The sequence below is a fragment of the Brachybacterium sp. ACRRE genome, assembly GCF_022346485.1.
GTDB lineage: Bacteria > Actinomycetota > Actinomycetes > Actinomycetales > Dermabacteraceae > Brachybacterium > Brachybacterium halotolerans.
The window spans coordinates 1-11,963 of record NZ_JAKRMO010000039.1; the positions used below are offsets into that span (position 1 = coordinate 1).

Here is an 11,963-nt window from a genome sequence, read left to right on the forward strand (position 1 = left end):
CACCCTCCCCATCCCTGACCCCATGCGCCGCGCCACCGCGGCAGAAGGAGAGCACCATGACGATCCACCGACTGACGATGCACCGCACGCCCCCCGCATCCCTGCGCGTCGGGCCTCGCCACCGGCGCCCGATGCCCGCGGGCTCCCGGCCCTCCCTGGCGGACGAGCGCGGGGACGTGCCCGGTTGGGTGATGATCACCCTGATGACGGCGGCGATCGTCGTCGCCCTGTGGGCCGTGGCCTCCGATCAGATCGTGCAGATCTTCAACAACGCCATGGAGCCCTTCCTGAACCGGAAGCTCTGAGCACCCGCGCCGGTGCGCTGCGCCGTCGCCTGCGCGATGACGAAGGGTCCGCCGTCGTCGAGTTCCCGCTCGTCGCCGTGCTGATCATCGTGATCGCGCTGACGATCATCCAGTGCGCGCTGGTGGTGCACACCCGCAACACGCTGACCGATGCCGCCGTGCAGGCGGCGCACACGGCTTCGCTCGAGGGCAACTCGCCCGCGGACGGCGAGGTGCGCGGCGCGCAGCTCGTCCACGACCGCTTCGGCGAGGACTACGAGGTCGACGTCGAGGCCGACGAGGACGGCGACGGCGTGATCCGCGTCCGCGTCAGCGCCTCGTTCCCGCTCGTCGGGCTGCTCGGTCCCGCCGGCACGATGCACGTGGACGGCCATGCGATCGATGAGGACACCTGGTGAGCGGACGAGACAGGGATCGCCGTGCCCGGCGCCGGGAGCGGTCGGACCTCCACGTGCCGCAGGGAGTGCGAGCGCTGCGCTCACGACTGGCCCGCGAGGACGGCAACGCGCTCGTGGAGTTCGTCGCGCTCTCGGTGATCCTGCTGATCCCCTCCCTCTACCTCGTGCTCTCGCTCGGATCGGTGCAGGGCGCCGTGTTCGCCGCCGATGTGATCGCGCGCGACGCCGCCCGGATCCACGCCACCGAGCCGGACGCGTCCCGGGCCGAGGCCCGCACCGAGGCCATGGTGAGGATGACCCTCGAGGACCATGGGCTGTCCTCGCAGGACGCCGTGACCATCCACTGCTCGAAGGACCCGTGCTCCGCGGCCGGCAGCGAGGTCACCGCGGAGGTGACGATCGGCGTGCCCATCCCCGGCCTCGGACCGATGCTCGGAGCGGACGGCCCCGTGCACGTCGGCGCCGAGCACGTCGTCGAGGCCGACCAGTACCGGGCGCCGGGAGAACGCGCCGGGAAGGACGGAGAGGGCGAGGTCCCTGGTGCCGACGACGCTCCGACGGCCTCGCGACCCGGTGCCCAGGAGCGGAGCGACGACTCATGAGCGTGCGACGGAGACAAGTCGGCCCCTCGAGCACAGGTCCCCTCGGGCGACTGCGCACCGCACTCGGCCGGGACACCGGCACGATGACCGTGCTGACCACCGGCGTGCTCGTCGTGATCCTCATGGTGATCGGCGTGGGCACCGCCATCACGGGCGTCCAGCTCGAGAGGAACCGCCTGCAGAACGCGGCCGACGGCGCGGCCCTCGCGGCCTCGCAGGCCTATGGCGAGGACTCCGTCTACGAGGACGGTCCCACCTCCCTGCGGAGCACGGACGTGCGCCGGGAGGCCGAGGAGTACCTCGAGTCCTACCCGCCGGGATCGACCCGCACCCGCGACATCCACGTCGAGGACGCCCGGGTCCTCGAGGACGGCAGCGTCGAGGTGCGCCTCGGGGCCGTCACGGATCCTCCGCTGATCGGCTGGATCACCCGCACGGGGGTCATCAGCATCCCGCTGGACGTGAGCGGTAGCGCCCGGTCCGACTGAACGCACGAGCCCGCGGGAAGCACCCGAGCAGACACCACGGCGGATCCCGCGCCGCCGACCACAAGGAGCCAGATCGCATGCCGACCGTCCTCATCGCCCCCGACAAGTTCAAGGGCTCCCTGAGCGCCGCAGAGGTCGCGGCCGCCCTCTCCCGCGGCATCGTCGCGACCAGCCCCGATGCGCGCACCGAGCTGCTCCCGATCGCCGACGGCGGCGACGGCACCGTGGAGGCCGCGCTCGCCGCCGGGTTCACCGCCCACGAGGCCCGGATCACCGGGCCGACGGGCGAGCCGATCACCGCGCGCTGGGCCCAGAGCGGCGCCGAGGCGGTCCTCGAGCTCGCCGAGACCTCCGGCCTGCGCCGTCTGCCCGGCGACGCCGCCGGCCGCACGCTCCTCGACCATGCCCGTGCGAGCACCCGCGGACTCGGCGAGCTGATCCTCGCCGCCCGCGACGCGGGTGCCGCGCACCTGGTCATCGGACTCGGCGGCAGTTCGAGCACCGATGGCGGCGCAGGTCTCCTCGCGGCGCTCGGCGCCCGGCTCCTCGACGGCGACGACACCCCGATCCCCGACGGCCATGACGGCCTCGCGGGCGTCGCGAGCGCGGATCTCGGCCCGGCCCTCGCAGCCCTCGAGGGCGTGCACCTCGAGGCGGCGTGCGACGTCACCAACCCTCTGCTCGGGCCCGACGGCGCCGCCGCGGTCTTCGGCCCGCAGAAGGGACTCGCCGACGCCGACATCCGGACGGCCGACGAGATCCTCGGCCGCTGGGCCGACGCCGTCGAGCAGGCGAGCACGGGCCCGTCGGCCCCGACGCCCCTGCGCGAGCGCCCCGGCGCGGGTGCCGCCGGCGGCACCGGCTTCGCGCTCTACGCGCTCGGCGCGGACTTCGTCTCGGGGGCCGACGCGGTCCTCGACCTGCTCGGCTTCGACGCAGCCCTCGCGCGCGCCGACGTCGTCATCACGGGCGAGGGGCGGCTCGACCGCCAGACCCTCTCGGGCAAGGGGCCCGCCGAGGTCGCGCGCCGCGCGGCGGACGCGGGTGCCCGGGTGATCGCCGTCGCGGGCTCCCTCGAGCTCGCGCCGGACGAGCTCGAGGGAGCCGGCATCGACCTCGCCCTGGACCTCCTCTCCCGTGCTCTCGACGTCGAGGACGCGATGGATCGCACCGCGCAGCTGCTGGAGGACATCGGCCGGGAGATCGGCGAGTACGTGGGCGGGGAGGGCCGACGGCCGAGCGCGCGGTGACGCATCCGATCCCGTGCCCCGCCCGGCGTGCAGGCGCTCTCCCGTAGACTCGCCTCTCGTGGCGACCATCGACTTCACCGAAGAGATCCAGCACCTGCGCACGACCCTGGGGTCGATCGAGAAGGTGACGGATCTCGACGCCCTCAAGGCGAAGATCGCCGATCTCGAGCAGCAGGCCTCGGCCCCCGACCTCTGGGACGACGTCGAGAACGCGCAGAAGGTCTCCGCGGCCCTGTCGCACGCGCAGAGCGAGCTGCGCCGCATCGACGACCTCTCCTCCCGCATCGACGACCTCGAGGTCATGGTCGAGCTCGCGGCGGAGGAGGACGACGCCGAGACCGCCGACGAGGCGGAGAAGGAGCTGACCTCGATCCGCCGCACCCTCGACGAGCTCGAGGTGCGCACCCTGCTCTCCGGCGAGTACGACGAGCGCAACGCCGTGGTCACGATCCGCGCGGGCGCCGGCGGCGTCGACGCCGCGGACTTCGCCGAGATGCTCCTGCGCATGTACCTGCGCTGGGCCGAGCGCCACGGCTACCCGACCAAGGTCATGGACACCTCCTACGCCGAGGAGGCCGGGCTGAAGTCGGTGACCTTCGAGGTCTCCGCCCCCTACGCCTACGGCAACCTCTCGGTCGAGGGCGGCACCCACCGGCTCGTGCGCATCAGCCCCTTCGACAACCAGGGGCGCCGCCAGACCTCCTTCGCCGCGGTCGAGGTGATCCCGCTGATCGAGTCGACCGACTCCATCGAGATCCCCGACAACGACCTCAAGGTCGACGTGTTCCGCTCCTCGGGACCCGGCGGTCAGAGCGTGAACACGACCGACTCGGCCGTGCGCATGACCCACCTCCCCACGGGCACCGTGGTCTCGATGCAGGACGAGAAGTCGCAGATCCAGAACCGCGCGGCCGCCCTGCGCGTCATGCAGTCCCGCCTGCTGCTGCTGAAGAAGGCCGAGGAGGCCGCCGAGCGCAAGGAGCTCGCGGGCGACGTCAAGGCCAGCTGGGGCGACCAGATGCGCTCCTACGTGCTGAACCCGTACCAGATGGTCAAGGACCTGCGCACCGAGCACCAGGAGGGCAACCCCTCCGCCGTGTTCGACGGCGAGATCGACGAGCTCATCGAGGCCGGCATCCGCTGGCGCGTCGGGCAGCAGAAGGCCGAGGCGGCGGAGGGCTGAGAGGCCGCCCGCCTCCACGGCCCGACGCCTTGACCAAGGTTTGACCCGGCGCCTGCGCGCGCCCGCGCGGCGTCGGCGCTGATCGACCCTAGCCTGGTCGGGTACGCACCCCCGAAACCCCCAAGGCCGCCGTGATCCGCTTCGACGACGTCTCCAAGACGTACCTGCGAGGACAGTCGCCCGCGCTGCAGGACATCGACCTCGAGTTCGCGCGCGGGGAGTTCGCCTTCCTCGTCGGGGCCTCGGGCTCCGGCAAGTCCTCCCTCATGCGCCTCGTGCTCAAGGAGGCCACCCCCACGCGCGGCAGCGTGCACGTCGCGGGCAAGGACCTCGCCCGGATCCCGTCGTGGCGCGTCCCCGCGCTGCGCCGCGAGATCGGCATGGTCTTCCAGGACTTCCGGCTGCTGCCCTCCAAGAACGCGTACCAGAACATCGAGTTCGCGCTCGCGGTGATCGGCACGCCCCGCCGCGTGGTGCGCCGCCTGGTCCCCGAGATGCTGGAGATGGTGGGCCTCGAGGACAAGGGGCGCCGCATGCCCCACGAGCTCTCCGGCGGCGAGCAGCAGCGCGTGGCGATCGCCCGCGCCTACGTCAACCGCCCCTCGATCCTGCTGGCCGACGAGCCCACCGGCAACCTCGACCCGGCGACCGCCGAGGGCATCCTCGACCTGCTCGCGCAGATCAACGAGCGCGGGACCACCGTGCTCATGGCCACCCACGACCGCGCGGCCGTGGACCGCATGCGCCGACGCGTCGTCGAGCTCGTCGACGGGCGCGTCGTCCGCGACGAGGCCGAGGGCACCTACGAGTCCCCGACCCCCGTGAGCGTCATCTCCGGGAACGTCGAGGACGGGGAGGATCCGACCGAGGGCGACGCCGGGGGCGCGAAGCCGGCCGGCGAGGGCTCGGTCGCCGCGGGCTCCGCCGCCGCAGCGTCCGGTTCCGCAGCGTCCGGCGCCGCAGGATCCGATGTCGTCGAGGAGGAGCTGGTGCCCGACGCCCGTCCCCGCGACCTGCTGGACGAGGCCGAGGAGGCCTTCTCCGAGGAGGCGCTGGCCGAGGACCTCCCGCACGCCTCCGACCGCGAGGAGGGCGCACGATGAGGGGCCGGTACATCGCCTCCGAGATCCTCAGCGGCCTGTGGCGGAACATCGCCATGGTGATCTCGGTCGTCATCGTCACCGCGGTCTCCCTGAGCTTCGTCGGCGCGGGTCTGCTCATGCAGAAGCAGATCTTCGACATGAAGGCGACGCTGGTGCAGGAGTCGCAGGTCACGATCTTCATGTGCTCGCCGCACTCCACGGCGTCCACGTGCGCCGGGGGAGCCGCGACCGACGCGCAGATCCAGTCGGTGCGCGAGGCGCTGGACGGGGACGTGCTGGCCCCGTACATCGACTCCTACTCCGAGCGCGACCAGGACGAGGCCCTGAAGATCTACCAGGAGCAGTTCTCCGGGCAGGGCTTCGCCTCCGACTTCACCGCGAAGGACATGCCCGTCTCCTTCCACATCACGCTCGACGACTCCTCGAAGTCCGACGCGGTGGTGGAGTTCTTCCAGGGCCGTGACGGCGTCGACGAGGTCTCCGACCTGCTCAGCGCCTACGCCCCCTTCATCGATGTGCTGAACCAGACCACGGTGTTCGCGGTCGGCCTCGCGGTGCTGATGCTGGTCGCCGCGGTGCTGCTGGTGGCCACCACGATCCGGATGTCCATCGCGAACCGTCGGCGCGAGATCGCGATCATGCGCCTGGTGGGCGCCTCGAACGTCTTCATCCGCACTCCCTTCATGCTCGAGGGGGCGGTCGCCGGAATCCTCGGCGCGCTCATCGCGGGAGGCCTGCTGTGGACCGGCACCCACTTCCTGGTCGAGGGCTGGCTCGCACCGACGCTCGGATCGGAGCTGATCACCGTGGGAAGCGCCGACCTGCTGTGGATAGCGCCGATCCTCGTGCTGATCGGGGCGATACTGGCGATCGGATCCTCGATCGTCTCGCTCAACCGCTACCTGAAGGTGTGACCATGACGTCCCGCGCTCGGAACCTGCGGATCCTCACCCTGCTGGTGCTGGCACTCGCGCTCGTCGCGACCCAGATGATGCTCTCCCCGCTGGCTCCCGCGCGCGCCGACGGGGACCGCAAGCAGAAGGAGCAGGAGAAGGCGAGCGTCGAGGACCAGCTCGACGACCTGCGCATCGAGCTCAGCGACGTGAACTCGGACCTGGCGGACACCTACCTCGCCCTCGCCAAGACCGAGCTGAAGATCCCCGACGCCCAGAAGGCCCTCGAGAAGGCGAAGTCGGAGCTGTCCGACGCCGAGGACGAGGACGAGGAGATCGGCGACCGCCTCGCCGACGCGAAGGCCGAGGAGGCCGACCTCAGCGGCCAGGTCGACAGCGGCAAGAAGGAGGTCGACGCGTCCGGCGAGCAGCTCGACGAGGTCTCGCTGTCCGCCTACAAGGGCGGCGGGCTGCCCGACCCCACCAGCGTCTACGTGGGCAGCGCGAACCCGCAGGACGCCGTCGACCGCTCGATGAACTTCAAGCTCACCCTGGAGGCGCAGGGCACCCGCTTCGACGACCTCCGCACCGACCAGTCGGTCACCGAGAACGCCGCCGACCGCCTGGACGCCGTCCGCGCCGAGATCGACGACCTCAAGAAGGAGTCCGAGGCAGCGGTCGCGCGCAAGGAGAAGGCGAAGACGTCGGCGCAGGACGCCAAGGACACCCTCGACGACCTCTACGCGACGCAGAAGAAGCAGGCCGACGCGCTCGAGAAGAAGAAGGAGAAGTACAAGGACGACCAGTCCGACCTCGAGGACCGCAGCTCGGCGCTGGACTCCGAGATCTCCGACCTCATCAAGGAGGAGAAGGAGAAGGAGGCGGCCGCCCGGCGCGCCGCATCCGCGAAGAAGTCCTCGGGCTCCGGCGGATCCTCGGGCGCCCTGTCCACCCCGGTCTCGAAGTCCGGCTGGCTCGCCCCCTCGAACGCCCGGCGCTCCTCGCCCTTCGGATGGCGCGTGCACCCGATCTACCACACCCGCAAGCTGCACGCCGGCATGGACTTCGCCGCCGCCTGCGGATCGGCCGTGAAGGCCACCAAGGACGGCACCGTGCTCGCCACCACGTCGAACGCGAGCGCGGGCAACAAGCTCATCGTCGGCCACGGCACATCCGGCGGGCACGTGATGACGAGCTCGTACCACCACCTGGAGCGCTTCGCCGTCTCCACCGGACAGCACGTGAAGCAGGGGCAGACGATCGCCTACGTCGGCACCACCGGCTCCTCGACGGGCTGTCACCTGCACTTCGAGATCCACGAGGACGGCACCGCCGTGAACCCCGTGAACTACATCGGCTGACCTGCTCCCTCCCTGCCCTCTCGCCGCGCCCCGGGTCTGCGCCCCGAGCGAAAACCCATGGCCCGCTCGCAGGCGGGGCCGATAAGCTGTCGTACCGCACAGGCGGGGCGCAGCCCCGGGAGCCGCGAGACGTGAGGAGGGGCGACATGGCCGCCACCAAGCCGGCGAAGAAGAAGCAGCAGCAGGCCGACGGACCCAAGAAGACCCTCATCGCGTCGAACAAGAAGGCCCGCCACGACTACCACATCGACGACACCCTCGAGGCGGGCATCGTGCTCACCGGCACCGAGGTGAAGTCGCTGCGCGACCGCGGCGCCTCGCTCGTGGACGGCTTCTGCTTCATCGAGGGCGGGCAGATGTGGATGGAGGGCGTGCACATCGCCCCCTACGTCAAGGGCACCTGGACGAACCACGCCGCCCGTCGCAAGCGCAAGCTCCTGCTCCACCGCGCCGAGATCGACAAGCTCGCCGGCAAGACCCGCGAGAAGGGCTTCACGCTCGTGCCGCTCGAGATGTACTTCCTGGGCTCCCACGCCAAGGTCGTCATCGCCCTGGCGCGCGGCAAGAAGGACTGGGACAAGCGCCAGACCCTGCGCGAGAAGCAGGACCTGCGCGAGGCCCAGCGCGCCATGCGCCGCCGCGAACTGGTCTGAGCCCCCTGGTTCGAGTCGCCGGGGATGATCCGCCGGGTCTGAGCCGCGCGCCCGCTCAGCGCCCGCTCAGCCCTCGCCGTCGCGCTCCAGGCGCGCGACCGTCTCGCGGCTGCTGAGGACCTGGTCCTCGCTCGCGCGCAGACCCTCGCGGATCGCGAGCGCCCGTCGTGCGTCCTCCCGGGCGGCGTCCATGAGGCGCGCCGACAGCCGCGGGCGCTCCCCGGCCTCCGCGACCAGGGCGTGCTCGAAGCGGTTCTTCGCGCGGTGCTGGAGCACCGCGGCGAGCGCGAGGATCGAGCTCGGAGCGGTCGGGTCGTCCGAGAGCCCCGTCTCCTCCGCGGCGCGCGAGTACTCCTCGTCGGCCGTCTCGAAGCGGCCCTGCCACTGCAGCACCTGAGCCAGCCGGGTGCGCAGGGCGGCACGGGCGACGGGATGTGCGGGGCTGTCCGCGAGCAGGACGCGACCCAGGGCCTCGGCCTCCTCGAGCCGGCCGAGGATCCGCAGGTGGGCGACGGCGCGGGGGTCCCGCGGGTTCGCCGCGCACCAGCGCGCGAGCGCTCCCGGGTCGTCCACGCTCTCGCGCAGCGTCATCGGGTCGATCGTGAAGGTCATGCCCTCGAACTCGAAGCTGCTCACCGCTTCACCGTACGGCCGGGGGAGGGCGCCGCGGCGTTCACCGTGGGCTGAGCGATAAGCGCTGGCCACCTCGCGGACACCTGGCTACACTGGAGGCACAGCGCGGCACGCCGCGCCTGTGGATTGATACGTGAACAGCGGCAAAGTGCTCGGCGACCCAGGTCGCCGTCTTCACGCGACCCACACTCGGGGACGATCGGTTTCGACGGTAGTTGTCCAGTGAGGGGAAGCGGGCCGAGGATCCCAGGTCATCTCGTCAACGCTCCTGGGAAACCAATAAGTGCCGAACCCAAGCGCACTGACTTCGCTCTCGCTGCCTGATCAGCGTTAGCAGTCTGGAACCCCGGGGGTGCTCCTGACCCGGATCGTTCCATCATCAAAGGAGCCACTGCTTCCGGCCTTCGTCATCGAGGTCGGGTGAACACCTCAGAGTGACTGAGTCCGTCGACGACGCGTCCGTGGGATCGTCGGGACTGAGAAAACGCCAACACGGACTGCGCCCGGAGAAGCCCTCGCTCAGCACTATCGGACGCGGGTTCGATTCCCGCCGTCTCCACCCTCAGAAGGCCCCCTCACCTGCATCGGCGTGCAGGATAGGGGGCCTTTCTGGCGTGCGCCGCGAGCTGTGCGTGCGACGTGGGGCGATCGTGCCGAGCGGGGCGAGGCCGTCGGGTGGGGCGGGCCGTGTGTCGTGGGGTTGCCGTCAGGGACGGGCCGGTGGTGAGGAGCCGTGGCGATATCGCCACGGCTCCTCACCCTCGGCCCGTCGACGACAGGACCCCCTGGAATGCCCGCGGTCAGGCGTGGACACGGATGCGGGACCCGGCCCGGAAGCCGGTCCGGCAGGCATCCCGGAAGCCGGTCCGGCAGGCATCCCGGAAGCCGGTCCGGCAGACATCCCGGCAGCCGGCCCGCACGGCCTCCCTCAAGGACGCCCGGTCACCGGCTGCGGCGCCCCGCCGATCAGGCGTACTCGAGGCCGAAGCCGCTCACCCAGCGCCCGCCCTCGGAGTCGACGTACACGTACGGACGGCCGTCCATGTGCTGCTCCTTGGCGAAGCCGGGGACGTCGTTGGGGGAGGCGCAGATCCCGTTCTCGTCGACCGCGATCGCCTCGTCGGAGATCGGGAAGGTCAGCGGCAGGCGCCCGGTGGGGGAGAAGTCGCCCAGGATCGCGTCGACGAGCGTCTCGAGCCGGGTGTCGAAGCCGCACACGAACGCGTCCGCGAGGGTCTCGAGGGTCCCGGGCAGCCAGGCCATCACCGCGTTCAGCCCCACCACCAGGGTGTCCACGCTGCCGCGGATCTCCCGGATCTTCGCGAGGTCCACGCCGGAGTGCTCGTCGATCGTGAGGTCCAGCAGACCGGTCGAGCGGAAGTAGTCGCCCGTGAACGGGCGAGCGAGGACGATCGCGATGTCCGCCTCATGGAAGTCGGTCGTGAAGGTGACCTCGGGGTGCTCGCCCGCGATGCGTGCGCGCAGGGCGTCCAGGCGCTTGACGGTGATGCCGTCCTCGAACATCTCCACGTACACGCGTCGGCCGGTGAGCGCGTCGGGGCGCAGCGGGAGGATGCGGCGCCCGTCCTCCGCGGCCGTCCCCGCCGCGCCGGGGCCGGCTGAGCGGTCAGCGGGGTTCTTCAGCAGCACGACCGAGCGGCGGTGCGCCTCGAGGGCCGCCTCCTGCGCCTGCGTGTTCGCGACGACCTCGTCGGCCCGCTCGGGGTCGACGTACGGGTTCTCGAACAGCCCCAGGGCGAACAGCTCCACGAGCAGCAGACGGGCGGCCTCGTCGAGCCGCTCGGCCGGGAAGAGCCCCTTGACGAAGGCCTCGCGGATCGAGCGGACGTCGTTGGTGTCGGCGATCATGTCGGTGCCCGCCGAGATCGCGGCGCCCGCGCGCTCGGGCACGGACAGCTCCTGGACGCCCCAGGCCATCTTGTTCAGGATCCCCGAGTCGGAGTTGATGTAGCCCGTGTGGCCCATCGCGCGCAGCAGCGCGAGCACTTCGCTGTTGAATGCGAAACCGACCTGCTCGAACTCCGTGAGCCGGCCCTGCGGGGTCGCGGACTTCTCCTTCGACGGGATCGCGTAGTAGGGCATGACGCTCGAGGTGCCGGCGTCGATCGCCGCCTGGAAGGGCGGCAGGTGATAGGCCTCGAGGGAGCCCGGGGTGGGGTACACGTTGAAGCGGCCCTCCGCGTAGTGCGGGTCGAAGCCGTTCTCGCGGGCGCCGCCGCCGGGGAAGTGCTTGGTGGTCAGGGCGACCCCGTCGGTGCCGAGGCCGTCCTCGCCCTGGAAGCCGCGCACCACCGCGTCGATCGCCGCGGCGTTGAACGTCGGGTCCTCGCCGAAGGTGCCGTAGGAGCGGAACCACCGGGGGTCGGTGACGGTGTCGGCCATGTACATGTAGCCCTTGCGCAGACCGCTCGCGGCCCACTCCTGCCGCGAGAGCTCGGCGAAGCGCCGCACGAGCTCCGGGTCGCGGGTCGCGCCGAGGCCCAGCGTGCCGGGCCACTGGGTGAAGTCCTGGTCCTCGGGGGTGGCGCCCATCCGGAAGCCGCCGGCCTCGTTCTTCGAGTTCGCGGCGACGATCACGGGGATGCCGAAGCGGGTGGTCTCGGCGACCTCCTGCATGGCGTTGATCCAGGTCGCGATGCGCGATCCGGTGGGGGTCTCGCGCATGATGAAGTGGCGCATGTGCATCTGCGTGATCTGCTCGGTGGTGCCCTCGTAGGGGTCCCCGGCCGAGTTGTGCGGATCGAGCTTGATCGGGTGGTACTGCTCGTCGAGTGCGCCGTCGTGGCTGGTCAGCTCCGGATCGTGCTGGGAGATGCCCATCGAGCGGGAGTTGATGACCATGAGGCCGATCTTCTCCTCGGGGCTCATGCGCGCCACCAGGTCGGCCGCGCGCTCGGCGGCGGGCAGGCGCCAGTCCTCGAAGGGCGCGAGCTCGCCGTCGCCGTCGAGGTCGCGGAAGCGCAGGCCGTCGACCTCGATGATCTGCTTCACGCGGGAGGCGAGGGGGACCTGAGCGGCCTGCGGGCGGGGCGTAACGGACACGTGCACTCCTTCGTGACGGCGGCGCCGGGAC

General features: G+C 71.2%; 12 protein-coding genes and 1 other RNA gene. 11 read left to right on the top strand and 2 right to left on the bottom strand.

Annotated elements, in window-relative coordinates:
- The first annotated feature begins 56 nt into the window (after positions 1–56).
- The 10 genes from MHY49_RS12010 (at position 57) to smpB (ending at position 8,236) form a co-directional block, all read left to right on the top strand.
- Positions 57–305 (top strand): hypothetical protein, encoded by a 249-nt coding sequence (locus MHY49_RS12010; protein ID WP_239204412.1) that lies wholly within the window; start codon positions 57–59, stop codon positions 303–305.
- 29 nt (positions 306–334) lie between these two features.
- A complete protein-coding gene (locus tag MHY49_RS12015; RefSeq protein ID WP_228359688.1) occupies positions 335–703 on the top strand; it encodes a TadE/TadG family type IV pilus assembly protein in 369 nt (122 codons plus the stop codon).
- Positions 700–1,305, top strand: coding sequence for a TadE/TadG family type IV pilus assembly protein (locus MHY49_RS12020; RefSeq protein WP_239204416.1), 606 nt, complete (start codon positions 700–702; stop codon positions 1,303–1,305). The genes MHY49_RS12015 and MHY49_RS12020 overlap by 4 nt, the downstream gene beginning before the upstream one ends.
- Complete coding sequence (locus MHY49_RS12025; protein ID WP_239204418.1) at positions 1,302–1,793, top strand: pilus assembly protein TadG-related protein; 492 nt, start codon at positions 1,302–1,304, stop codon at positions 1,791–1,793. Before MHY49_RS12020 ends, MHY49_RS12025 begins: the two co-directional genes overlap by 4 nt.
- A 77-nt stretch (positions 1,794–1,870) precedes the next feature.
- A complete protein-coding gene (locus MHY49_RS12030; RefSeq protein ID WP_239204420.1) occupies positions 1,871–3,043 on the top strand; it encodes a glycerate kinase in 1,173 nt (390 codons plus the stop codon).
- A gap of 58 nt (positions 3,044–3,101) precedes the next feature.
- A complete protein-coding gene (gene prfB, locus MHY49_RS12035; RefSeq protein ID WP_228358019.1) occupies positions 3,102–4,226 on the top strand; it encodes a peptide chain release factor 2 in 1,125 nt (374 codons plus the stop codon).
- A 131-nt stretch (positions 4,227–4,357) separates the two neighbouring features.
- Entirely contained in the window at positions 4,358–5,329 is a 972-nt protein-coding gene (gene ftsE / locus MHY49_RS12040) for a cell division ATP-binding protein FtsE (RefSeq protein WP_239204422.1), read from the top strand.
- Positions 5,326–6,243 (top strand): permease-like cell division protein FtsX, encoded by a 918-nt coding sequence (gene ftsX / locus MHY49_RS12045; RefSeq protein WP_200503116.1) that lies wholly within the window; start codon positions 5,326–5,328, stop codon positions 6,241–6,243. Before ftsE ends, ftsX begins: the two co-directional genes overlap by 4 nt.
- Positions 6,244–6,245: 2 nt before the next feature.
- Positions 6,246–7,583, top strand: a complete 1,338-nt coding sequence (locus MHY49_RS12050) for a M23 family metallopeptidase (RefSeq protein WP_239204424.1) — start codon at positions 6,246–6,248, stop codon at positions 7,581–7,583.
- Positions 7,584–7,729: 146 nt separating this feature from the next.
- On the top strand, positions 7,730–8,236 hold the full coding sequence (smpB, locus tag MHY49_RS12055) for an SsrA-binding protein SmpB (protein WP_228358021.1): 507 nt from the start codon (positions 7,730–7,732) through the stop codon (positions 8,234–8,236).
- A gap of 66 nt (positions 8,237–8,302) precedes the next feature.
- On the opposite strand, the gene MHY49_RS12060 is transcribed toward smpB, so the two are convergent.
- Positions 8,303–8,872: a hypothetical protein gene (locus MHY49_RS12060; RefSeq protein ID WP_239204426.1), complete on the bottom strand. Its 570-nt coding sequence runs from the start codon at positions 8,870–8,872 to the stop codon at positions 8,303–8,305.
- Positions 8,873–9,060: 188 nt separating this feature from the next.
- Between MHY49_RS12060 and ssrA the strand changes: the two genes are divergently transcribed.
- Positions 9,061–9,431, top strand: a transfer-messenger RNA (tmRNA) gene (ssrA, locus tag MHY49_RS12065).
- Positions 9,432–9,835: 404 nt separating this feature from the next.
- Here the strand turns inward: ssrA and MHY49_RS12070 are convergent.
- The gene (locus MHY49_RS12070; RefSeq protein WP_239204428.1) at positions 9,836–11,932 is read right to left on the bottom strand and encodes a glycoside hydrolase family 3 N-terminal domain-containing protein; all 2,097 of its coding nucleotides are present in this window, start codon (positions 11,930–11,932) and stop codon (positions 9,836–9,838) included.
- Between the last annotated feature and the right edge of the window lie 31 nt (positions 11,933–11,963).

Coding starts and splice junctions, on each gene's coding strand:
- MHY49_RS12025 (WP_239204418.1), top strand. CDS start 1,302: ATGAGCGTGCGACGGAGACAAGTCGGCCCCTCGAGCACAGGTCCCCTC.
- smpB (WP_228358021.1), top strand. CDS start 7,730: ATGGCCGCCACCAAGCCGGCGAAGAAGAAGCAGCAGCAGGCCGACGGA.
- MHY49_RS12050 (WP_239204424.1), top strand. CDS start 6,246: ATGACGTCCCGCGCTCGGAACCTGCGGATCCTCACCCTGCTGGTGCTG.
- ftsX (WP_200503116.1), top strand. CDS start 5,326: ATGAGGGGCCGGTACATCGCCTCCGAGATCCTCAGCGGCCTGTGGCGG.
- MHY49_RS12030 (WP_239204420.1), top strand. CDS start 1,871: ATGCCGACCGTCCTCATCGCCCCCGACAAGTTCAAGGGCTCCCTGAGC.
- MHY49_RS12010 (WP_239204412.1), top strand. CDS start 57: ATGACGATCCACCGACTGACGATGCACCGCACGCCCCCCGCATCCCTG.